Genomic DNA, 23,261 nt, shown 5'->3' with positions numbered 1-23,261 from the left:
CGGGTGGCTCAGACAGGGGTGGGTCGGACACCCCTGACTCAGACACCCTTGAACTGGGGCGCCCGCTTCTCACCGAAGGCTCGCGGACCCTCCTTGGCGTCCGCGCTCATGAACACCTTCATGCCCAGCTGCGCGTCGATCTGGAAGGCCTCTTCCTCGTGCATGCCCTCGGTGTCGCGGATGGTCTTGAGAATCGCCTGCACGGCGAGGGGGCCGTTTGCACTGATCAGGTCCGCGAGCTCCAGCGCCTTGTCGAGGGCCTGACCGTCCGGGACGACGTGGCCGATGAGCCCGATCTCCTTGGCCTCCGGAGCCTTGATGTGACGACCGGTGAGCAGGATGTCGGCTGCGATCGTGTACGGAATCTGTCGAACGAGGCGCACCGCGGAACCGCCGAGCGGGAAGAGCCCCCACTTGGCTTCGGAGACGCCGAACTTGGCGCTCTCGCCCGCGACGCGGATGTCGGTGCCCTGCAGGATTTCGGTTCCGCCGGCGATGGCTGCACCCTCGACCGCAGCGATCAGCGGCTTGGTCAACCGGCGACCCTTGAGGAGACCTTCGATCTTGGACATGTCGACGCCGCCGCCCGCGAAGGAATCTCCCGGAGGCTTGGCGGACATGTTCTTGAGGTCGGCGCCGGCGCAGAAGTCGCCGCCGGCTCCGGTGAGGATCGCGACGCGGATATCGGGGTCGTTGTCGACCTGATCCCAGGCGTCGACCATGATCGCCATCATTTCGCCGGTGATGGCGTTCTTACGCTCGGGGCGATTCATGGTCACGATGAGAACGTGGCCGCGCTTCTCCACGAGGCAATGCGGCGCGGTTTCCGAAATGTCTGATTTTTCGGTCGTCGAAGTGGACACTGATGGCTCCTGGCGGGTCTGTGAGCTGGCTCTCAAATTGGGTCTTGCCAGAAACGGTAACACGTTCTACTTTGAACTCGTGGCCCTTAACATCGCAGACTTCGTAGAGCACGCAATCGACCTCGTTCCGGACCGCGTTGCGCTGGTCTCGGACAACCGCGAGATGACTTATGCGCAGTTGGAGGACCGAGCAAACCGCCTCGGTCACTACCTGCGTGAACATGGCGTTCAGCCGGGTGACAAGGTCGGCATCTACTGCCGGAACGTCATCGAGGCGATCGAGGCCATGGTCGCCGTTTTCAAAATCCGGGCCGTGATGGTCAACATCAACTACCGGTACGTCGAGAACGAGTTGCAGTACATCTTCGACAACTCCGACATGGTTGCGCTCATTCACGAGCGCCGCTACTCGGACAAGGTCGCGAACGTCCTGCCGAACACTCCCAAGGTCAAGTCCGTCATCGTGGTCGAGGACGGCACCGATCTGGACTTCAGTGCTTTCGGCATCGGCTACGAGGACGCACTCGCGCAGAGTTCGGGTGAGCGTGATTTCGAAGAGCGCAGCAACGACGACATCTTCATGCTCTACACCGGCGGCACCACCGGAAGTCCCAAGGGCGTCATGTGGCGCCACGAGGACTGGTGGCGTGTTCTCGGCGGCGGCATCAACTTCGTCACCGGAGTTCCGGTCGAGGACGAGTACGAGATGGCGAAGGTCGGCGCCGCCAACCCGAGCATGATCCGCTACCCGATCCCCCCGATGATTCACGGCGGTTCGCAGTCTGCGGTGTTCCACAGCCTCTTCGGCGGCGGAACCTGTTTGATGCACCCGGAATTCGACGCCCACGAGGTGTGGCAGAACATCGACAAGCACAAGGTCAACCTGATCTTCATCACGGGTGACGCGATGGGCCGTCCGATGCTCGACGCACTCATCGCCGGAAACCCGGAGACCGGTGAGCCGTACGATCTTTCGACGCTCTACGTGATGGCCAGCAGTGCTGCACTCTTCTCGCCGAGTATCCAGGAGCAGTTCCTCGAACTGTTGCCCAACCGCCTGCTGACCGACTCCATCGGAGCATCCGAGACCGGCTTCGGCGGACTGGCCGTGCTGAGCAAGGGTCAGAAGCACACTGGCGGTCCGACGGTCAAGATCGACGCCTCCACAACGGTTCTCGACGACGACGGCAACGAGGTCGAACCCGGATCGGGCAAGCGCGGCATGCTCGCTCGCAAGGGCAACATCCCGCTCGGCTACTACAAGGACGAGGTCAAGACGGCCGAAACCTTCCGCACCATCAACGGCGTTCGCTACTCGATCCCCGGCGACTATGCGCAGGTCGAAGCCGACGGCACGGTCACGATGCTCGGCCGCGGTTCGGTGTCGATCAACAGCGGCGGCGAGAAGGTGTACCCGGAAGAGGTCGAGGGCGCTTTGAAGGCGCACCCGGACATCTTCGACGTCCTGGTGGTCGGTATCCCCGACGAGCGCTTCGGTCAGCGCGTTGCCGCAGTGGTCCAGGTACGCGAAGGCACGTCGCCGACGCTGCACGACATCGCCACCGCAGCACGCAAAGAGATTGCCGGATACAAGGTTCCGCGCAGCGTGTGGTTCGTGGACCAGATCAAGCGCAATCCGGCCGGCAAGCCCGACTACCGCTGGGCGAAGGCCGAAACGGAATCGCGCGAGGCTGATGATCACAACGGAAACGGCGCTCCTGTGGCGTCCGCAAACGAAAGCGTGGAAGCCTGATGCGTTCGGATCTCGCCGACAAGTTCGGCATCGAATACCCGATTTTCGGATTCACTCCTTCCGAGCACGTCGCGGCCGCGATCAGCCGCGCGGGAGGTCTGGGCGTGCTCGGTTGCGTCCGGTTCAACGACCCGGAAGAGCTCGAAGCCGCACTGACGTGGATGGACGAGAACACCGACGGTAAGCCGTACGGCGTCGACATCGTCATGCCGGCCAAGGTGCCGACCGAGGGCGGCGCCGTCGATCTCGACAAGCTGATTCCGGAGGAGCACCGCGCCTTCGTCAACCGCACGCTCGACGAGCTCGGTGTGCCGCCGCTTTCCGACGACGTCGAGCATGCGACCGGCGTACTGGGATGGCTTCACTCGGTGGCGCGGTCACACGTCGATGTTGCTCTGGGACACCGGATTGCGTTGATTGCGAATGCACTGGGATCACCGCCGAAGGACGTCATCGATCAGGCACACGAGAAGGGCGTACCGGTAGCAGCGCTGGCCGGCGCCGTCGAGCATGCACGTCGTCACGTCGAGAACGGTGTCGACATCGTGATCGCGCAGGGCTACGAGGCCGGCGGTCACACCGGCGAAATCGCATCGATGGTTCTCGTTCCGGAAATCGTTGATGCACTGGGCGATTCAGCTGCTGTACTGGCTGCCGGCGGTATCGGCAGCGGCCGTCAGGTGGCTGCTGCACTTGCACTCGGTGCGTCCGGAGTGTGGATGGGCTCGTACTGGCTCACCACATCCGAGTACAAACTCGGCAGTGCGTCGGGCGAAGGCCCGTCCGCTATTCAGCGTGCACTGTTGGGCGCGACGTCGGCCGACACCGTACGTTCGCGCATCTACTCGGGTAAGCCCGCTCGGTTGCTCAAGACCAAGTGGACGGAAGCCTGGTCGAACCCGGGAGCACCGGCGCCCTTGCCGATGCCGCTGCAGAACCTGCTGGTCAGCGACGCTCATCAGAGAATCGCTGCATCGGAGAACCCGGAAGTTGTGGCAATGCCCGTCGGTCAGATCGTGGGACGGATGAACGAGATCCGACCGGTCGCCGAGGTCATGGCAGAGCTGGTGTCGGGGTTCGAGGACGCGCGAACCCGACTGGATTCGATGAAGTAGTAGATGACACGTACGTATGCCCTCGGCCGAGTTTCGGCCGAGGGCATACGTCGTTTCAGCCGGCGAGGTCGTCCGGTCCGACGGTGTCCGACAACCATTCTCCGCGGCTGAGGGCGCCGTCGTCGCGGCGACGTGCGATCACGAAAATGACCAGGGCGGCAGCGAGGACAACTGCGAGAACGCGCGAAGGCGTCAGGTTCGGGTTCTTCATACCCGTAATTTTGCCGGAAGAACGGGCGCGATGGTGAGACAGCGGAGCAAAATCACGCGTTTCGAAACTACTGCGCTTCGGAAGCATGAAGGCCGGCGATCCGCTCGCGCAGGCCACCGAAGTGCACATCGAGAGTGTGCGCCGCCTCGACGGCATCACCCGTACGGATCGCGTCGAGAATCGCACGATGCTTCGACGCGATGTCGATCAGTGGTGTATCCGAATGCCCGATAGCCTGCTGGATCTCGCTGTACACCTGCCAGAAGACGTCCATCAACTGAGCGAGGACCTGGTTGTCGAGCGGGGAGTACAGGCGGGAATGGAAGGTCGCGTCGATGTCGGAGAAGTTCTTCCCGGCGGCGGCACGGACCTCCATGCCGGTGACGAGTTCGTCGAGGTCGGCGTGGTCGGCCGACGTCATCTCGGCCATCGCCGCACCGATCAGTCCGGTCTCGAGTGCCTGACGAATGTCGACCAGTTCCATCGCCTCGTGCCCGGTGCCCTGCAACGACAACCGGCCACGGAAGGTCAGGCCGTCGGCGAGAGCGTCGAAGTTGCTCGGGGCGACGAACATTCCGAAACCGTGACGGATCTCGACGACGCCCAAGGCCTGCAGAACCTTGAGTGCCTCGCGGAGGGTGTTCCGGCCGATTCCCAATTCCTCGGACAGTTCGGCCTCGGTGGGCATCGGGTCGCCAGGGGAGAGTCTGCGTTCGAGGATCAAGTTCATGATGTCCGTCTGAAGTGCGCGCATGCGGTTTTGCGCGCTGAAACGAGCGCCCTGTGTGCCACTCCGGACAGACATCGATTCCCCTTTTCTGATACGAACGTCCTTCATCCTATGTCCGGTCATCCGCTCCATTGGTCAACCCACGTCAACGGTGCGTTGCAGGAGACTGGGCGCTGCGCCCAGCAGTTTGGCCGTGTACGCATCCGACGGGTTGTCGAATACTTCCTGGGCCGTTCCCTGCTCGACGATCCGCCCGGCGTTCATGACGACGATCGTGTCGGAGACGTACCGCACCGTCTGGATGTCGTGCGAGATGAACACCATGCCGAGCCCCAACCGAGCCTTGATGTCGCTGAGCAGGTTCAGGATCTGCGCTCGCACCGAGACATCGAGAGCCGACGTCGGTTCGTCGGCCACGATGACGTCAGGCTCGAGCGCGAGCGCACGCGCGATCGCGACACGTTGACGCTGACCGCCGGAGATCTGGCTCGGGATGACTTCGAGCGCAGATTGGGGGAGTCCGACCAAACCGACCAGCTCGCGAACTCGGGCGGTTCGGCTCGCGCGGTTGCCGATGCCGTGGACGTCGAGCGGATCGGTGAGGATGTCGGCCACCGTCATTCGCGGATTGAGCGCGGTAGCCGGGTCCTGGAAGACGATCGAGATCGCCCGCCCGAACTCCTTGCGCACGCCCGCCGACCGGGTCAGAGCGCTTCGGCCGCGAAATACCACGTCGCCCGACGTCGGTTTCTGCAATCCGACCATGACTTTGGCCAGAGTGGACTTGCCGCAACCCGACTCGCCCACGATGCCGATCGTCGCCCCTCGTCGTACGGCGATACTGACATCGTTGACCGCGTGAACCGTGCCGGGTTTGAACAGTGATCCCGAACGGGTCTTGTGGACGACGTGAATGTTCTTCAGTTCCAGGATGGGTGCTTCAGCTGTAGTCATCGCACGCTCTCCAATTCCGATTCTGCGTGTGCGGGAGTCGCGGACTGGTTCGCGAAGAAATGCTCGGTCTCGCCGATCCGAACCATCTCGGGCTTTCGGTTTGGATCGGAATCCGGACGCAGGGAACGTTCGGCAAAACGGTCACCGGCGGCGAAGCTGCCTGGCGACGGTACGGTTCCCTGGATCTGGTGGAGCCGCGGAGCCTCGTCCTCGATGGAGAGAACGGCGCCGAGGAGGCCCTGAGTGTATTCGTGACGCGGATCGACGAGTAGATCGCTGGTGGGCGCAGACTCGACGACCTGACCGGCGTACATCACCGTGATCTTGTGAGCGAGTGAAGCAACGAGTGCAAGATCGTGGCTCACGAAAACCATGGCAAAGCCGAGCTTTTCCCGAAGATCGTTGAGCAAGTCCACGACCTGGGCCTGGACGGTGACGTCGAGAGCGGTGGTGGGCTCGTCCGCGACGATCAACCGCGGACTGCGGGTGAGCGACATGGCGATCAGAACGCGCTGACGCTGACCACCGGAAAGCTCGTGTGGGTAGCTGGAGAGAGTGCGCACCGGATCGAGTCCGACGAGTTCGAGCAGTTCCTCGGCTGTGCGGGTACCGCCGCGCTTGGTGAGCTGCTTGAACTGCGCGCGGATCAGCATCGCCGGATTCAGTGAACTCAGCGCATCCTGGTAGATCATGGCCATGTCGTGCCCGCGCAGCTTGTTTCGCTCCCGGTTGTTCAGCTCGAGGACGTTGACGCCGTCGAACAGGATCTCGCCGGTCACCACCGCCGTCTTGGGTAGCAGACCCATGATCGCCAGCGAGGTGAGCGATTTTCCGCAACCGGACTCTCCGACGAGCGCCATCGTCTCGTTCGGGCGGACGGTGAAGCTCACGTTGTCGACGATCGCGGTGTCTCCGTAGCGTTCCGGGAACCGGATCGTGAGATTGCGGACCTCGAGGAGTGGTGCTGCATCGCCCTCGTACACAAGACGATCGGACCGAGATCGCTCGGTTTCCGCCAGGATCTTCAGGTGAGTTTCGAGAGGAGTCGGCTCGGCGGCCGGCTTCAGGACATCTTTCACGACGCTCGGGTCGGCGAAGTCGTCGATCAACTCCGGAGTGTTGGCGACCGATGCGGCTTCGTCCTCCAGAATGAGTTCGTTGGAGGTCTCCTCCGCTGCGGCGGTCTGCGCTGCTTGGAGTGCGGAGGGCGTCTTCTTGGTCTTCTTCAGACTCGGATCGGCCATCGCGTCCGTCAGGCCCTCGGCGAGCACGTTGAGGGAGAGCACCGTCAGAAGAATCAGCAGACCGGGGAACACCGTTGCCCACCAACCACCGAGAAGGACCATGTTCTTGCCGTCGGCGATCACCGATCCCCACGACGGATCCGGGGGACGGACACCTGCTCCGATGAACGACAGGCTGGCCTCCAGCACGATGGCGTCCGCGACCATGACAGTGCAGAAGACGAGAACCGGCGCAGCACAGTTGGCTACGACGTGCTTGACGACGATGTGTGAAGTTCTTGCGCCGATGACCTTTTCGGCCGCGACGTAGTCCTCACCGTACTGAGCGAGAACGTTCGCGCGAACGACGCGGGCCACCATCGGTGTGTAGAGGAACGCGATAGTGACGATCAGAACCGGAATCGAACCACCGAAGGCTGCGACGAGTACGGCAGCGAGCGCGATGCCCGGGAACGCCATGACCACGTCGAGCACTCGCATGATGGTTTCGTCGACGCCTTTTCGGCTCGTTGCGGCGACCGACCCGATGAGAGCACCGGCGCACAATGCGAGGAAGGTGGACCCGAGACCGATGGTCAACGACCAACGTCCGCCGTAGAGCAAGCGGCTGAACAGATCTCGGCCGAGACTGTCCTGACCGAACCAGTGATCGGCGCTGGGGCCCGCGGTACCCACCGCCTGTTCGAGCGGGGTGTACTGCGTGATCAGCGGCGCGAAGAGGCAGGCGAGCACGATGATCGCGAGAACCGCCATCGACAGCCAGGCCGAGAGGGGGAAGCGAGAAAAGGTGATGCCGGGTCGCGAAAGCTTCTCGGTGAGTTTTCTTCTCATCATGCTGCGCTCCGAAGTCGTGGATTGACGAGCAGGTAGAGGATGTCGACAGCGAGGTTGACGACGACGAAGCCGACCGCGATGACGATGACAACACCCTGAACTACTGCGGGGTCACCGTTGGTGACGCCGTTGATCATGAGCTGACCCATTCCGGGAAGGCCGAAGATCTGCTCGATGACCACAGCGCCGCCGAGGAGGTAACCGACCCGTAGACCCAGGACGGTGAGCGGGTTGATCAGTGCGTTACGCAAGACATTTCGCCCGATCACCACGTGATACGGCAGGCCGCTGCCGATCGCGGTACGGACGTAGTCCTTGTCCAACTCCTCGACCATCGACGTGCGGATGATTCGCGTGAGTTGTGCTGCGACGGGCAGTGACAGGGACAGCGCCGGGAGCGCCATGTACCAGAGCCAGTCGGTGACGGAGTCGCTCGGATTGACGTAGCCACCGGTGGGGAACCATCCGAGTTGGACGGCCAGATACTGAATCATCAGCAGTGCCAACCAGAATGACGGTGCTGCCACACCACCGAGGGAGATCACTCGGATGACCTGATCCGGCCAACGATCGCGGAACAGTGCGCTGGTGACACCGAAGATCAGCGAGAGCACGATGGCGATCACCAGTCCGAGAACCGTGAGCTGAATGGTCAGTGGCAGAGCGGTGGAGATCGAATCCAACACCGGGGTACCGGAAATCAGACTGTCACCCATATTGCCGCTGACCAGATCGGTCACGAAGTGAACGTATTGCAGCGGAAGCGGATCGAGCAGTCCGTTCTCTTCCTTGAACTGCTGCAACTGTTCCGCAGTCGGGTTGCCGCCGTTGAACGCCGCCGTTGCGGGATCGGTGGGCGCGAACTGCATCACGATGAAGACGAACGCGATGATGCCGAGGATCAGGGGGATCAGTATCAGTAATCGCCTGATCAGCATGGGGAGGACTCTTGCCATCGGGGAATCTCTCAGTTGTGGGAAACGGCCGAGCGGGCGGGTATCAGGCCGGCTTCGCCTGAAGCAGGTTGACGCCGGGGTACGGCAGCGGAGTGACGTCGGCGATCTTCTTCGGATCCCACGCAGTCAGGAGTTCCTGATGGAGAACCGGATAGTAGACAGCGTTTTCGGCGATCTGGTTCAGGTACGACTGCACAAGGGTGCTGCGCTTTGCCGGGTCTGTCTCGCGGGTGGCCTCGTCCATGGTGGCGTAGATCTTCTGTGCCTCGGGGGTGTCGTCCCACTTGGCGTAGGTCTTCGTCCACAGGCCGCCCTTGCTGTACGTGTAGCGCACGAGGAGGTCGACGTCGCTGCCGAACGCCTGTGGGTTGGACGTACCCGCAGCGATCTGGAACTTCTGGCCGCTGTTGAGCTTGCTCACCATGGCGCTGGTGTCCTGCGGTTCGAGCGTCGTGTTGAATCCGACTGCGTCCCAAGACTCTTTGATGGTCGGCAAGCAGTCGGCCAACCAGCTGACGTTGGTGGAGAGCAGCGTCAGGTCGAGGCCACTTACACCGGCGGCAGTGAGGAGCGAGCGGGCCTTGTCCGGATCGTACGAGTAGACGGTGGACGCTCGCGCGTAGTCGGGGTTGCGCTCGTACAGGTAGCTCGTGGCCGGTGTTGCCTTGCCGCCGAGGGCGATCTCGATCATCTTCGGGGTGTTGATCGCATAGAACATCGCCTGGCGAACACGAACGTCGTCGAACGGTGCCTGAGTGGTGTCGAAGAGCAGGTACATGAGGTTCATGCCCGGGTTGCCCTCGACGGTGCGCCCACCGGAGGTGAGGGTGGGGACGTTGGCGACGGGGATGTTGTCGGCGAGTTGTGCACCGGCATTGTTGCCCGAGACGCGCGCGATGCGTGAGGAGGTGTCGACGATGGAGAGCCAGTTCATGGTCGCGAAGTTGGCCGGGCGCGGCCCGTTGTACGCCTCGAAGGCCTCGAAAGCTGTGTTGCTCTTGGGGGTGTGGCTCTTGAGCTTGTACGGACCGGAACCGACGACCAGCGCTCCGGACTTGGCCTCGTCCCAGTGGCCGTCGAAGACGTGCTTGGGCATGATCTTGGCGATCGAGAGACGCTGTGCGGCAGCGCTGAACGGGTAGTTGAAGTTCAGGGTCACCGTTTGGTCGTCGACCTTGGTGACGGACTGCAACCAGGAGGAGAAGAAGGAGCGGATCAGTACGTTCTGCTGTGGATCGAGGATGCGATCGAAGGTGAAGACGACGTCGTCCGAGGTGACCGGAGTGCCGTCGTGCCAGGTTGCTCCCTCGCGGATTTTCATGGTCCAGCTCGAGGCGGTGGCGTCGGTCGGGACGGCCTGTGCGAGCGCCGCATACGTCTCACCGGTGCCTGGATCGTTTTCGAGCAGTCCCTCGTAGACGTGGTTGACCGCTGCCATGAGGAAACCGGATGCAGTCTGCATCGGGTCGAAGCTCTGGTCGTTGCCGTATCCGATGGCGGTGGTCAGATCGCCGGTGCTCGCGGAACCGCCGACAACCGAGGTCGACGACGGGCCGCCGCCGCAGGCCGTGAGAGTCGCGGTGATACCTGCTGCAGCTCCCAGTAGCCCGGTGTACCGGAACAGGTCTCGGCGTGTGAACGCGGAGCTCAGCGGTCGTTCGTTCTTCAAGGCGGCCTCCAAGGCGGGGAGCGGGACATCAAGGGAGTGGATAAGGGATGTCCTATGTTCGACGTCCGATGTTGCGTAACTTACATTGTGGATCAGAAAGCGTCTAGAGAATCTTCGGAACTGGCGGTGTTGAACTTCGACGTTTCGTCGGTTTCGAACCAAAAATAGTGCTCTCACCTGCATAGATGAAGACTGTGTTACCGACGTCGAATTGACGACCGATGACGCTGGCCGTATAACATAGGACATCCCTCATCCAATCTTTGGAGACTTCATGACCCGATACAAAGTCGGTGTGGTCGGTTGCGGATTCTTCGGTAGTTCCCTCGCTCGCGAGCTGGCTGCCCATCCACGTTTCGAACTGGCGATGCTGTGCGACCGTGACTTCGAGCGGGCCAAGGACGTCGCCGCAGAGTTCTCGGCAACCCCGACAGACGATCACGACGCGGTGGCCGCTCACCCGGAGTTGGCCCTCGTTGTCGTCGCGACGCCCAATCACGCGCACGCCGAACCTGCCATCGCGGCACTCGAACACGGCAAGGCAGTTTTTGTCGAGAAGCCACTTGCCGTCGAACTGGTCGATGCGCAGAACATGATCGCGAGCGCCGACGCGAGCGGTTCGCCGTTGATGGTCGGGCACATCATGCGGATGATGCCGGGTGTACGACGTCTGGCGGACCTGCTGGCGTCGGGGGAGCTCGGCGAGGTCGCTGCGATCGAAACGTCTCGCTCACGCTGGATCGACACCGACGGCGCAGATCCACAGTGGTGGAAGCTCGACAAGAGCCGAACGGGTGGAGAACTGACTCACGAGATTCACGAACTGGACCTGATGTGCTGGCTCGGCGGCGAGGTGACTGCCGTGTCGAGCATCGCCACCGCAGACGACGGCTTCCGCAACACAGTGGTGTCGTTCGCCGGCGGCGCGATCGGCAGGCACACCATCTCGACGCGTTCACACACTTCTTCGTGGGAGCTGACGGTCGATGCCGCCGAAGGCTCGGTCCACGCGGACTTCCACACCGGCCGGGTCAGCCGACTGCGCGGGGGACGGGTCGAAGAGTCGTGGCCGATCTTCGACGTCGACGCCGAGAACCAATCGTTGATCGACTCTGCGAGCAGGACGCAGAAGTACAACTCGGGGAACGGAGGATCCTCGCTGTGGATGCAGGCTGCGATTCGCCACGAAATCGACGAGATGGCAGCAGTTCTCGACGGCAAGGCTGACTCCGGCTCACCGTTGACATACGCACGTGAACGCGCACTCGTCGTCGCCGAGCAGGTGCGACTCGGTGGCGGGGAACCGGCGGCGCTGTCGGGAAGTGCGAAGTGACCGTGCGTGTAGCCGTCATCGGCAGCGGCGCAATCGCGCGGGACCACGTCAGCGCTTTGGCGCGCATCCCGTCGGTCGAAGTCGCCTACGTATTCGGCAGTGACTTGGACCGTGCCGCATCGGTCGCGGCATTGGCGCCGGGCGCGAAGGCCAGTACCGATCTGGCGAAGATTCTCGCAGACCCGAGCGTGCACGCGGTCAACGTCGTCGGGGCCACTCCGGACCACGCGCCCGTGACGATAGCCGCAGGCCGCGCGGGAAAGCATGTGCACGTGGAGAAGCCCGCAGCGCTGACAGTCGCGGACTTCGACGCGATGGTCGAGGCCACCGAAGGTGGCGGCACCTCACTGATGGTCGGACAGACCGTACGATTCCAGCCGTCGATCACCTCGATCGGAAACTCGGTTGCACAAGGCGCCATCGGCGACCCCCGGCTGATCCACCTCAGTTGGTACACCGGCCACGTCTGGCCAGGGGGCTGGCGAGGCTGGCAACACGACAAGGACCGCTCGGGTGGTCACCCCGTTCACAACGGAACCCACGCTCTCGATCTGGTGACGTGGCTGATCGGTCGTCGTCCGATCCGTGTGTTCGCTCGTAGTTTCCCCACCTTCGCGGCGGGGATGCCCGTGCACGACAGCTTCCATCTGACCGTTCGCTTCGAGGACGGATCGCTGGCGCTCATCGAATTGGCTTACGCACTGCCGCAATCGGGAAAGATGGTGCGCCGGATCGTGGTGTCGGGGACATCCGGCACGCTCGCGCACGACACCGGCGACGACCCAGGCCTGATGACGGATACGACAAACGCGCCGCCGTCGTCGATCGAAGATGCGATGGCGCATCAGATGCGCCACTGGATCGCCACTCTCGACGGTTCCGCGACCCCGATAGTCGAGAACTGGCAGGTACGTGCAGCTCTCGCGACTGCCATCGCTGCACAACAGTCACTCGACACCGGCCGCGCGATTTCGATCGGAGAACACCGATGACCGGCACCGGTTCGATCCGCGTCGGATTTGTCAGCGGCGTAAGGCATGCCGGCTCCTATGCGGACCTGTTGCGCTCCGATCCTCGAGTGAGCTTGATCGGGGCCTCCGACGAATCCTCGGTCCCCGATTGGATTCGTGAGGACGGAATCGCGATGGCAAAGGCCGCAGACATCGAGTGGATCGACGAACTCGGCGAGCTGCTCGACCCCGAACGGATAGACCTGGCGATCATCTGCAGTGAGCCGACCAGGCATGCACGGCTTGCGATTGCCGCACTGAACGCGGGACTCGACGTCCTGGTGGACAAGCCGGTGGGTATCGACGAGTCGGAGGCCGCGGCGGTCGAGGAAGCGGCACGGTCGAACGGGCGAATCTGTACGGTGGTGAACCGCACTCATTCACCTGCGCTCCGGCGACTGCGCCGCTGGATCGATGCCGGAAACCTCGGACTGCCGCGCCACGTGGACATCGAGTTCCTGGCAAGCGGAACACATTTCGCGACGTCCGTCGAGCGTCCCGAACTGGTGGTGGATCCCGCGCTTTCCGGCGGGGGAGAAGTAGTGAACTTCGCCGGTTACGCCGCCGACTACCTCAGATACCTCACCGGCCTGGACGTCACCGAGGTGTACGCCGAGACGAGCACACTCTACGGCGGGGCCCACCAGCAGTTCGGAGTCGAAGACACGGCGTTGATCTCGCTCGCCCTGGAAAACGGCGTCACCGCGACGGTGACCGTCGGAAGAATCCCCGCAGCACCGGGTTTCGGCGCGAATACCGCGACGCTTCGGGTCCTCGGCTCCCACGGATACGCGAGTTCCGACGACGACAAACCCGCGGTGACCCACTTCGCATCCTCGGGAGACGTGACCGCACTACCCATCGGCGGCTTCGGTTCGGACAACGCGGTGTCGAGCTTTCTCTCTCACGTGCTCGATCGACTTCCCACACGGACCGAACCCGACTACACCGTGGCAGACGCCCGCGCGTCGATGCGCGTGATCGATGCTGCCTATCTGTCCGCCTCGAGCGGTCAGCCGGTCTCCGTCTCTCCCTGACAGCCGCACCCACAACTCAATCCGACAACCAACATATGGAGACCCCATGAGCACGGAAACCACCACCTTCAGCGGAATCGTCCCGCCGATCGTCACACCACTGACGCTCGAGGGCGAGGTCGACACCACGTCGCTCGAACGCCTGCTCTCACTGCAGATCGAAGCCGGAGTCGACGGCTTGTTCGTCCTCGGTTCCTCGGGTGAGGTCGGTTACCTCACCGACGCTCAGCGCGCCCAGGTGGTGCAGACGGCCATCGGTCACGTCGGCGGCCAGGTACCGGTCCTCGTCGGCGTGAACGACATGACCACCAACCGGGTCATCGCCGTCGCCGAGCAGGCGCGTGAAGCGGGTGCGGATGCCATCGTCGCGACGGCGCCGTTCTACGCGATCACCGACGCAGCCGAGACGGCAACGCATTTCCGCTCCATCCACGCCGCAGTGGATCTTCCGTTGTTCGCCTACGACGTCCCGGTTCGTGTCCACAGCAAGCTCAGCCCGGCAATGCTGGTCGAGCTCGGTCGCGAGGGAGTCATCGCCGGCGTGAAGGATTCGAGCGGCGACGACGTCAGTTTCCGTATGTTGCTCCGTCAGTCGGCCGGGCTCGAAAACTTCGCCGTCTTCACCGGGCACGAGGTAGTCGTCGACGGATGCCTGCTGATGGGTGCTTCGGGCGCTGTGCCCGGCCTGGCCAACGTGGACCCCCACGGTTACGTGCGACTGTGGCGCGCTGCGCAGGCAGGAGACTGGGCGGCGGCGAAGGCCGAGCAGGATCGACTCACCGATCTGTTCTCCATCGTCGAGGCACCGACACCGGGTCGCGTCAGTGCCGGTGCCGCGGGTCTGGGCGCATTCAAGACGGCTCTGGCCCTGCGCGGCGTCATCACCGGCAACACGATGTGCGCCCCGATGCTCTCGCTCGACGAGTCCGAGACCGCAACGATCAAGGTCGTTCTGGAACAGGCCGGGCTCCTCTGACATGACATCTGGGCAGAAGCGATGGATCGGCATCGACATCGGCGGCACCAAAGTGGCTGCCGCGGTGGTGACGTCCGACGGAGACGTGATCGACACCGTTCGTGCGGCAACACCGACGGCCGGTAGGGAGGCTGTTCTCGAGACCGCCACCGCGTTGGTCGACCGTTTGAGGGCGGATCACACGGTAGCCGGAATCGGAGTCGGTGCACCGGGAATCATCGATCGGGTGCGTGGCCGCGTCGTCTTCGCCTCCGACATTCTGTCCGGATGGAGTGGCGCCGAGGTTCGCGGGGAACTCGAGGCGCACTCGGGTCTACCGGTGACGGTGGACAACGACGTGCGCGCGATGGCCCACGGCGAGAACATGATCGGCGCCGGTCGCGGTCGAAGCTCTGCACTGTTCGTCTCGATCGGTACTGGAATCGGTGGCGCGTTGACAGTGGGCGGACAGCTGTATCACGGCGCCCACGGAACAGCCGGCGAGCTCGCGCATCTGCTGGTTCCGGTCTCCGGGGCGATAGGTTGCGGTTGCGGTAGAACCGATCACCTCGAGGCAGTCGCCTCTGGCCCGGCGATGGCGGCCGAGTACGCAGCGCGGGCGGGTGTGCCCACTCAACCGTTGCAGAAGGTGGTGGCACTCATGCGCTCCGGCGACCCGATCGCCCGTGCCGTGGTCACCGACGCCGGTACTCTGCTCGGCCGAGTCCTGGCCGGCGTCGCCACCGCATTCGATCCCGAGGTGATCGTCATCGGCGGCGGCGCAGCCCAGATCGGAGCCGACCTCTTGTCGCCGCTGACGTCCGCTTTCCGGGTGGAAGCGATGGGTCCCATTGCCGAAACCGCCATTCTTCCTGCCCGTTTGGGCACCGATGCGCCGCTCGTCGGAGCTGCGCTCCTGGCCGCCGGAACACGAATCGAGGTAACACCGTGACTGTCGAAGAACTGCTCACGATCATCAGCGGGAAGCTGATCGTGTCCTGTCAGGCCGGACACGGCCATGCCCTGCGCGACACCGGGACCATCGAGAGGATGGCCCGCGCCGCGGTCGACGGCGGTGCAGTGGCGATCCGCTGCGGCGGTGTGGGCGGAACCCCGGATGTCGCCGCAGTCGTGTCGGCAGTGAAGGTACCGGTGATCGGTTTGACGAAGATCGGCTCGGAGGGCGTGTTCATCACGCCGACAAGGGAATCAGCCCTCGAAGTCGTGGATTCGGGTGCGCAGATCGTGGCTGCCGACGCCACCCTGCGACCTCGTCCGGACGGGCTGACCTTTGCCGACACCGTCGACGCGGTCCATGATCGCGGCGGCCTCGTCATGGCTGATTGTGGAACACTCGAGGACGGCATCGCTGCCGCCGCGGCGGGCGCCGACATCATCTCCAGCACACTGGCGGGATATACCGAGAACAGCCGACGCCTGGCCGGCCCGGATCTGGAGCTGATCTCGGAACTGCGGCAGGCACTTCCAGATGTAGTCCTCATCGCCGAGGGGCGATACCACAGCCCGGAGGATGCGGCACGCGCCATCGCCCTGGGTGCAGACTCGGTGGTTGTCGGAACCGCAATCACGGATCCGGCGTTCATCACGTCGAAATTTGCAGCCGCAGTATCGGGCGCCGAAGGGCAGAGGGTGTGACCCCGACGTCGAAGGCTTTGAAGTCCAAGACTTCTGAACGGATTCGACTGGAGACTTTGCTCGTAGACTCGTCGACGCCGATCCGGTGGGTCTTCACCGGCGACAGCATCACTCAGGGATTGACGCACACCGACGGTCATCGAAGTTACGTCGAACACTGCGCCGAGCGCGTCCGTGGTGAACTTTCCTTGTTCAACCACGTCCTTGTCAACACCGGGGTGAGCGGCAATCGATCCTCCGATGTGCGTGCAGGTTTCGCATACCGCATCGAAGTGTTCGAACCCTCGGTGGTGTTGATCATGCTCGGTACGAATGACGCATTGGATGGCGAAGAAGGACTGGAGCGGTTTCGAGACGACCTCTCGGACATGATTTTCCGGACGCGAGCGATCGGTGCGGTGCCGATCCTGCAGACGCCGCCACCGATCGACGTCGAGAATGCGCCCACCAGAGCGGGATTGCTTCAGTACGTCGAGGTCGTGCGGCAGGTTGCCGCCTCGACGCGTGCGGTGTTCGTCGACCACTACGCGCAGTGGACGGCCCATTCTCCCGAGGGTCCACCGCCGGCTCTCCTGGCTGACGCGTTCCATCCGAACGAACAAGGGCACTACGTGCTCGCGGACGCCGTGCTCCGTGAGTTGTCGATCGCGGATGCCGAAGTTCCCGTTGTACCGCAGGTGATGTCGTGACACTTCGTGGACAAATTCTGCGTGGACAATTGGTGACCGGTGGTCGATTGCTCTCGGACGGGGTTGTCGAGATCTCCGGTGATCGTGTGGTGTGGGCCGGACCCGCGTCGCAGCGAACCGACCCGTTACCCGAACGGGCAGCTGCGGGAACAACGATCATTCCGGGTTTGGTCGACGTTCACTGCCACGGCGCCGGCGGATTCGGTTTCCCCGAGGCAGACGAGTTCGGATCAACCGTGGCTGCCGATCACCATCGGACGAACGGCACGACCTCGGTGATCGGCTCGCTCGTCTCCGCGCCGCCGCAGATCCTGCGCAGTCGCATCGAGCTCCTGGCAGGACTGGTGGACGAGGGCACGCTGGCCGGAATTCACCTGGAAGGTCCATTCCTTTCGGTACTTCGTTGTGGCGCCCAGGATCCCGACAGCATTCTCGACGGCGACCCGGCTCTGCTCGAGTCGCTGCTCGAAGCCGGCCGTGGGCACATTCGCTCGATGACGATCGCTCCGGAGACAGTACACTTCGACGAACTTGCCTCATTGCTGGAGCGTCACGGTGCCGTCGTGAGTATCGGACACACCGATGCGTCCAACCCGATTGCGACACGTTCGATCGCACACTCGGCGCATGCACCGCTCAGTGCCACTCACCTGTTCAACGGTATGGCTCCGATGCATCACCGTGCTCCCGGCGCAGTGGCGGCATGTCTTGCCGCGGCTGCGAAAGGACGGATGGTGGTCGAGTTGGTCGGGGACGGAGTACATCTGGCCGACGAGACGGTAGCGACGGTGTTCGATCTTGTCGGTCCGCATCAGATCGCGTTGGTCTCCGACGCGATGGCTGCCGCCGGAATGCCCGACGGCCGTTACCCACTCGGGCCTCTCGACGTCGACGTGGTCGGTGGCGTGGCGCGATTGGCCGGCCAGGGGGAAACGGCCATTGCCGGCGGGACGAGTCGGTTGATGGACATAGTCCGCCGGGCTGTCAATCACGCCGGCGTCGATCTGCTTTCGGCTGTCATCGCAGCGACGGCAACGCCTGCTTCGCTGATGGGGTTGGCCGGAATGGTCGGCGATCTCGTGCCGGGTTGCCGCGCCGATCTGATCGTCACCGGTCCAGAACTCGAAACCCGCGCCGTCATGGCCGCTGGGAACTGGCTCATGAACTACACCGAAAGCTGAGGAATCAACCGATGGAAATTGTCATTGTCGACAGTGCGGAGGCGGCCGGCACCGTAGTTGCCGACATCTTCGAACACGCGGTGCATTCAGGTGCACGGACTTTGGGCCTGGCGACAGGATCTTCACCGCTCTCTGTGTACCGCGAACTCGCGCGCCGTCACCGCGAGGACGGGTTGAGTTTTGCCGGCGTGCAGGCGTTCCTGTTGGACGAATACGTCGGCCTGCCGGAAGGCCACCCGGAGTCGTATGCCCAGGTGATCCGCACCGAACTGGTGAATCACCTGGACCTGGACGCGGCAAGGGTATTCAGCCCCGACGGCACCGCGCCGGATCCATTTACCGCCGCGGCAGCCTACGACCGGGCGATTGCGTCGAATGGTCCGGTGGACGTACAACTACTGGGCATCGGCGGCAACGGTCACATCGGTTTCAACGAACCGACGTCCTCGCTGAATTCGAGGACCCGGGTCAAGACGCTGACGGAACAGACTCGAACCGACAACGCCCGATTCTTCGAGAGTCCGGACGACGTACCACGGCACGTGATCACTCAGGGCCTCGGAACTATCTGCGAAGCAAAGCATCTGGTGATGATCGCGACCGGCGAGCACAAGGCCGCTGCGATTGCCGCTGCCGTCGAGGGGCCGCTGGCCGCGGTGTGCCCGGCATCGGTCCTCCAACTGCATCCACACGCGACGGTGGTGATCGACGATGCAGCGGCATCACAGCTTCGGCTCACCGAGTTCTACAAAACGGTGTCTGCGCACAAACCGCTTGCTCAGCACTACTGAGATATCGGGCTAGACGGGCTCTCGCGTCTTCTCGAGGCCGAGTGCCATTTCGGGAGTGAGTAATTGGAAGTCGGATTCTCCGCGCCGGCGGATCCACACCGGATCGGATGTGTTCCATCGTTCGGCGCTCTGCGTTCGAGTGACCACCTTGAACGTCGCCGTTCTCGGGAACTCACTGCACACGCGGATCAAGGTCGGTTTCTGCTTCGGCCCGAGTTCCGGCCGGGAATCGATGTATTCGGCTACGGCTGCCGGGTCGAAGTTGTCGACGTCGCCGACCGGAATCACCGACGCCATGACGCGGTCGCCGACATCGCTGTCGGGGACTGCGTACACGGACACCTGCGCGAAGCCCGGGTAACCGACGAGCGAGCGTTCGATGGGTGCGGCGCCGATGTTCTCGCCGTCCACTCGTAGCCAACCGGAACTGCGTCCCGCGAAGTAGACGTAGCCGTCGACATCGGTGTACGCCAGATCGCCGCTCCAGTACTGGCCGTTGCGCATTCGCTCGGCGTCGGCTTCCGGGTTCTTGTAGTACCCGGCGAATGTGCCTGGGCCGGTGACGTTGACCAGTTCACCGGTTGCCTCGTCGGCATTGGTGATCCGGCCGTCGGCGTCGAAGACTGCAGGCGGGCATGGGGCTCCGGTCTCGGGATCGAGGATCTTGACCCCGTCCGGGAGAAGTCCGAGGGCGCCGGTCCGCGGCACCGGCGCCGCGGAAATCGAAATGCCGCCCTCGGTGGAACCGAACCCGTCGATGACGCGGGCATCGAAGCGCCGGACGAAGGTGGCGACGGCGGGCGCCGAACCCTCGTTGCCGTACATGATCTTCAAGGTGTTGTCCCGCTCGTTCGGCACCTCGGGGGTGGAAGCGATGAACGACAACGGCTTTCCGACGTAGTTGGAGTACGTGATTCCGTACTTGTGAACGTCGGGCAGAAAGCCCGAAGCGGAGAACTTGCGGCGCATGGCAATTCCCGCACGAGCGTGCAGCGCGACCGTCCACGCCGCCATCATGGCGTTGGAATGGAACATGGGCATCGCCATGTAGACGACGTCGTCGGCGCCGAGCCCGAAACGATCGGCAAGCATGACTCCGGGAGAGGCCAACTTGTGGTGCGTGCACCGAACCGCTTTGGGATCACCGCTTGTTCCGGAAGTGAAAATGAGCATCAACAGATCGTCGGGCTGCGCCGTCGACGCGTAGGTCGGCGTATCGGCGAAGGGCGCCAACAATTGCGTCCAGGCCGGAGAATCCACGTTGATCACCCGGACGTCACCGAGATCGACGTCGTCGAGTAGATGTGCCTGGTTGTTCTCGGTGAAGATGACCTGACAGTCGGAGAGTTGGATGTCTCGCGCCAATGCCGGGCCGCGCCTGGTCGTGTTCAGTCCGGCAGCAACCGAACCCGAGAACGATGCTGCGCCGAGCAGTAGTGAGAATTCGGGGACGTTCTCCATCAGAAGACCGAAATGCCGGGGGCGCGTTCGATCGAGCAGCGTGTCCAGCAGCGCTGCTCGATCGAACGAGCCTTGAATGTGCTCGCGCCAGGTGATGACCTGGTCCTCGAAACGGATACCGCGGTCGTCGATCTCGCTGACTCCGAGGAGTAGATCGGAAACAGTGGGGCTCTGACTCATAGCTGCATCATCATCGATTCGTCTCGGACCAGGTCATGGATTTCCACTCGGTGGGACGCACTCAGGCAGGAACTGCGGCAAGTTCCTTGCCCAGTGCGCGAAGCTGATCTGTTGCGTTGCCGAGCAGGAACTCGTGATGCTTGGCCGCGAGGAAGTAGCGGTGAACCGGATGGTCCTCGTCCAGACCAACACCGCCGTGAACGTGAACAGCGGTGTGCCCGACGCGGTGTCCCGCATCTGCAGCCCAGAACTTGGCCGTCTGCACGGCCCCGTCGGACGGAAGTCCTTCGCTCAGACGCCACGCTGCCGCCCAGAGAGTCAGGCGAACGCCCTTGACGTCGATGTATCCGTCGGCGAGGCGCTGGGCCACGGCCTGGAAACTACCGATCGGACGGCCGAACTGCACACGCTCGGTGGCGTATTCGGCGGTCAGCTTCAGCGCTTGATCGAGCACCCCGTACTGGTAGGCGCTGGAACCGAGCTGAATTCGTTCGACGATCCACGCCGCGATGTCGGATCCTTGGGCAACCGAGCCGAGAACACGATCGGCCGGGATCTGCACCGAATCGAACTCGACCAGGGCCGCACTCGAGAAATCCGTGGTCGATTGCCTGGTAATGCTCACGCCCGCGTCCGACGGTTCGACGAGGAAGACCGCGACACCGTCCTCGGTGATGGCGGGGACGAGGAACAGATCTGCGAGCGGAGCACTGTCGACGGTGATCTTGGCTCCGTCGATGCGCCAACCGTCGGCGGTCTTCTCGGCACGCGTGATCGGGTGCGCCGGGTCGTCGTTGTATTCCTCGGCGAGGGCCGCGGTGAGTATCTTCTCACCGGCAGCGGCAGCGCTTGCCCAGTCGTCGCGCTGCTTGTCCGAGCCGAATTCGGCTATCGCTGCGGCGGACCCGACGATGGACGTCAGGAACGGAACAGCTGCGACGCCGCGGCCGAGTTCGGCCAGGATGCTGCACTGCTCGAGGACACCGAATCCGTCGCCGCCCACCGATTCCGGAAGGGCCGCACCGAGAACGCCGGCCGAAGCCAGAGCGTTCCACAAGAGGGCGTCGAAACGGTCTTCGGCGGCGTCGAGTTCACGAAGGCGGTCGTTGGTGACCAGTTCGGTGACGACGGATCGTGTCAGTCCGGACAGGTCCTGCTGGGCCTCGGTAAGGGTGAATTCCATGATCGTTGGTCCTTATCGCTTCGATGCGGGAAGCCGCAGAGCTGTCATGCCGATGATGTCGCGTTGCACTTCGTTGGTACCGCCGCCGAACGTCAGGATCAGCGAAGAACGATGCATGCGTTCGATGCGTCCGCGTAGAAGAGCGCCGGGGGAGTTCTGCCTGATCGTGGCGGAGGATCCGAGGATCTCCATCAGCAAGCGGTAAGCCTCGGTGGCGAATTCGGTACCGAACACCTTGTTGGCCGACGCCGCTTCGGGACCTGGAGCGTGATCGGTTGCGGAGGCGATTTCCCAGTTCATCAACTTCAGGTACTCGGCCTTGGCATGCACGCGTGCCAGATTGATCTGCACCCATTCCTGGTCGATCATGCGTCGGCCGTCGGGCAGCTTGGTGTTCTGTGCCCACTCGCGGACCTCACGCTGCGCGGTCAGAATCGGTCCGGCCGAGGTGAGGGCAACACGCTCGTGGTTGAGCTGATTGGTGATCAGTGCCCAGCCGCCGTGTTCCTGGCCGACTATCGACGACGCCGGGACGCGTACGTCCTGGTAGTAAGTGGCGCTGGTGTCGGGGCCGGCCATGGTGTGAACCGGGGTGTAGGAGAAGCCTTCTGCGGTGGTCGGGACGATCAGCATGCTGATTCCCTTGTGCTTCTTGGCTTCCGGATCGGTGCGGCACGCCAACCACACGTAGTCGGCGTACTGGATCAGGCTCGTCCACATCTTCTGCCCGTTGATGACGTAATCGTCACCGTCACGGACGGCCGACGTGCGCAGAGACGCCAGGTCGGTGCCGGCCTCGGGCTCGGAGTAACCGATCGCGAAGTGCAGCTCACCGCGGGAGATCTTGGGCAGGAAGAAGGCCTTCTGCTCGTCCGTACCGAAATGCATGATTGTCGGCGCTACGGAATTGATCGTCAGGAACGGCACGGGCGCACCGGCAATGGCAGCTTCGTCGGTGAAGATCAGCTGGTCCATCGCGGAGCGTTCCTGTCCGCCGTACTCTTTCGGCCAACCCAGCGTGAGCCAGCCGTCCTGGCCCATCTGCGCGACGACTTCGCGGTACACATTGCCTTCGCCGTACTCACCCGTCGTGGCAGCGAGTGCTTCACGCCGCTCGGGAGTCATCAGTTGTGCGAAGTAGGCACGCAACTCCTCCTGGAGCTGTTGCTGCTCAGGGGTGTAGGTGATGTGCATGGTTACCTCTCCATAGAGATACGAATCAAAGCGCCAACCATTCGATTGACACAGGTTCTATCGATGCGTACATCGGCGACAAGGGACGCTCTCGCCGTCTCCGGCGGATCGTTCGACGTCCGTTCTCGGTACTTTTTCGAATCATTGCACACGACTGAAACAGGTTCTAGTGTTATCGCCAGGAACGGTGTGCGGCACAGCCCTGCGGCACTCGTTTCGTATCCGTGTTCGCGCCAGTAGTAGTGAGTAGAGAAGAGGAATC

Annotated in this window: 21 protein-coding genes; 11 read left to right on the top strand and 10 right to left on the bottom strand. The window is 63.2% G+C overall.

The window, feature by feature from the left end:
- Nucleotides 1-38: 38 nt before the first annotated feature.
- Complete coding sequence (locus ABX74_RS16800; protein ID WP_047889270.1) at nucleotides 39-863, bottom strand: crotonase/enoyl-CoA hydratase family protein; 825 nt, start codon at nucleotides 861-863, stop codon at nucleotides 39-41.
- A 79-nt stretch (nucleotides 864-942) separates the two neighbouring features.
- Between ABX74_RS16800 and ABX74_RS16795 the strand changes: the two genes are divergently transcribed.
- Nucleotides 943-2,616 carry an acyl-CoA synthetase gene (locus ABX74_RS16795; protein ID WP_039973409.1) on the top strand — a complete coding sequence of 558 codons (1,674 nt, stop codon included), beginning with the start codon at nucleotides 943-945 and terminating at the stop codon, nucleotides 2,614-2,616.
- Entirely contained in the window at nucleotides 2,616-3,731 is a 1,116-nt protein-coding gene (locus tag ABX74_RS16790; protein ID WP_003945863.1) for an NAD(P)H-dependent flavin oxidoreductase, read from the top strand. The genes ABX74_RS16795 and ABX74_RS16790 overlap by 1 nt, the downstream gene beginning before the upstream one ends.
- A gap of 55 nt (nucleotides 3,732-3,786) precedes the next feature.
- Here the strand turns inward: ABX74_RS16790 and ABX74_RS30430 are convergent, their stop codons facing one another.
- The 6 genes from ABX74_RS30430 to ABX74_RS16765 all read right to left on the bottom strand — a co-directional run bounded on the left by ABX74_RS30430 (nucleotide 3,787) and on the right by ABX74_RS16765 (nucleotide 10,329).
- Entirely contained in the window at nucleotides 3,787-3,942 is a 156-nt protein-coding gene (locus ABX74_RS30430; RefSeq protein ID WP_003945810.1) for a hypothetical protein, read from the bottom strand.
- Nucleotides 3,943-4,009: 67 nt separating this feature from the next.
- Nucleotides 4,010-4,747 (bottom strand): FadR/GntR family transcriptional regulator, encoded by a 738-nt coding sequence (locus ABX74_RS16785; RefSeq protein WP_024487763.1) that lies wholly within the window; start codon nucleotides 4,745-4,747, stop codon nucleotides 4,010-4,012.
- Between the two features lie 60 nt (nucleotides 4,748-4,807).
- Nucleotides 4,808-5,626: an ABC transporter ATP-binding protein gene (locus ABX74_RS16780; protein WP_020906302.1), complete on the bottom strand. Its 819-nt coding sequence runs from the start codon at nucleotides 5,624-5,626 to the stop codon at nucleotides 4,808-4,810.
- Nucleotides 5,623-7,701, bottom strand: a complete 2,079-nt coding sequence (locus tag ABX74_RS16775) for a dipeptide/oligopeptide/nickel ABC transporter permease/ATP-binding protein (protein ID WP_046377966.1) — start codon at nucleotides 7,699-7,701, stop codon at nucleotides 5,623-5,625. Before ABX74_RS16775 ends, ABX74_RS16780 begins: the two co-directional genes overlap by 4 nt.
- Entirely contained in the window at nucleotides 7,701-8,660 is a 960-nt protein-coding gene (locus ABX74_RS16770) for an ABC transporter permease (protein WP_020906304.1), read from the bottom strand. Before ABX74_RS16770 ends, ABX74_RS16775 begins: the two co-directional genes overlap by 1 nt.
- Before the next feature lie 43 nt (nucleotides 8,661-8,703).
- Nucleotides 8,704-10,329, bottom strand: a complete 1,626-nt coding sequence (locus ABX74_RS16765; protein WP_047889276.1) for an ABC transporter substrate-binding protein — start codon at nucleotides 10,327-10,329, stop codon at nucleotides 8,704-8,706.
- Between the two features lie 274 nt (nucleotides 10,330-10,603).
- Between ABX74_RS16765 and ABX74_RS16760 the strand changes: the two genes are divergently transcribed.
- The 9 genes from ABX74_RS16760 to nagB are packed head-to-tail and all read left to right on the top strand — an operon-like array spanning nucleotide 10,604 to nucleotide 18,981.
- The gene (locus ABX74_RS16760; protein WP_047889269.1) at nucleotides 10,604-11,662 is read left to right on the top strand and encodes a Gfo/Idh/MocA family protein; all 1,059 of its coding nucleotides are present in this window, start codon (nucleotides 10,604-10,606) and stop codon (nucleotides 11,660-11,662) included.
- On the top strand, nucleotides 11,659-12,654 hold the full coding sequence (locus ABX74_RS16755) for a Gfo/Idh/MocA family protein (RefSeq protein WP_047889268.1): 996 nt from the start codon (nucleotides 11,659-11,661) through the stop codon (nucleotides 12,652-12,654). The genes ABX74_RS16760 and ABX74_RS16755 overlap by 4 nt, the downstream gene beginning before the upstream one ends.
- Entirely contained in the window at nucleotides 12,651-13,709 is a 1,059-nt protein-coding gene (locus ABX74_RS16750; RefSeq protein WP_019746990.1) for a Gfo/Idh/MocA family protein, read from the top strand. The genes ABX74_RS16755 and ABX74_RS16750 overlap by 4 nt, the downstream gene beginning before the upstream one ends.
- A 46-nt stretch (nucleotides 13,710-13,755) precedes the next feature.
- A complete protein-coding gene (locus ABX74_RS16745; RefSeq protein ID WP_007734313.1) occupies nucleotides 13,756-14,685 on the top strand; it encodes a dihydrodipicolinate synthase family protein in 930 nt (309 codons plus the stop codon).
- A gap of 1 nt (nucleotide 14,686) precedes the next feature.
- The gene (locus tag ABX74_RS16740) at nucleotides 14,687-15,616 is read left to right on the top strand and encodes an ROK family protein (RefSeq protein WP_047889267.1); all 930 of its coding nucleotides are present in this window, start codon (nucleotides 14,687-14,689) and stop codon (nucleotides 15,614-15,616) included.
- A complete protein-coding gene (locus tag ABX74_RS16735) occupies nucleotides 15,613-16,320 on the top strand; it encodes an N-acetylmannosamine-6-phosphate 2-epimerase (protein ID WP_047889266.1) in 708 nt (235 codons plus the stop codon). The genes ABX74_RS16740 and ABX74_RS16735 overlap by 4 nt, the downstream gene beginning before the upstream one ends.
- The gene (locus ABX74_RS16730) at nucleotides 16,317-17,009 is read left to right on the top strand and encodes an SGNH/GDSL hydrolase family protein (protein ID WP_047889265.1); all 693 of its coding nucleotides are present in this window, start codon (nucleotides 16,317-16,319) and stop codon (nucleotides 17,007-17,009) included. The genes ABX74_RS16735 and ABX74_RS16730 overlap by 4 nt, the downstream gene beginning before the upstream one ends.
- The gene (locus ABX74_RS16725; RefSeq protein ID WP_047889264.1) at nucleotides 17,006-18,190 is read left to right on the top strand and encodes an N-acetylglucosamine-6-phosphate deacetylase; all 1,185 of its coding nucleotides are present in this window, start codon (nucleotides 17,006-17,008) and stop codon (nucleotides 18,188-18,190) included. Before ABX74_RS16730 ends, ABX74_RS16725 begins: the two co-directional genes overlap by 4 nt.
- 11 nt (nucleotides 18,191-18,201) lie before the next feature.
- Entirely contained in the window at nucleotides 18,202-18,981 is a 780-nt protein-coding gene (gene nagB / locus ABX74_RS16720; protein ID WP_047889263.1) for a glucosamine-6-phosphate deaminase, read from the top strand.
- A 9-nt stretch (nucleotides 18,982-18,990) separates the two neighbouring features.
- Here nagB and ABX74_RS16715 read toward each other — a convergent pair whose 3' ends face one another.
- The 3 genes from ABX74_RS16715 to ABX74_RS16705 form a co-directional block, all read right to left on the bottom strand.
- Complete coding sequence (locus tag ABX74_RS16715; RefSeq protein ID WP_047889262.1) at nucleotides 18,991-20,622, bottom strand: long-chain-fatty-acid--CoA ligase; 1,632 nt, start codon at nucleotides 20,620-20,622, stop codon at nucleotides 18,991-18,993.
- 61 nt (nucleotides 20,623-20,683) lie between these two features.
- Nucleotides 20,684-21,805: an acyl-CoA dehydrogenase family protein gene (locus ABX74_RS16710; protein WP_020968503.1), complete on the bottom strand. Its 1,122-nt coding sequence runs from the start codon at nucleotides 21,803-21,805 to the stop codon at nucleotides 20,684-20,686.
- 12 nt (nucleotides 21,806-21,817) lie between these two features.
- Nucleotides 21,818-22,999: an acyl-CoA dehydrogenase family protein gene (locus ABX74_RS16705; protein ID WP_003945878.1), complete on the bottom strand. Its 1,182-nt coding sequence runs from the start codon at nucleotides 22,997-22,999 to the stop codon at nucleotides 21,818-21,820.
- Nucleotides 23,000-23,261 lie beyond the last annotated feature (262 nt).

The organism is Rhodococcus sp. ARP2, from assembly GCF_001029585.1.
GTDB classification, from domain to species: Bacteria; Actinomycetota; Actinomycetes; order Mycobacteriales; family Mycobacteriaceae; genus Rhodococcus_F; species Rhodococcus_F erythropolis.
This window is presented reverse-complemented; position numbering and strand designations above follow the sequence as displayed.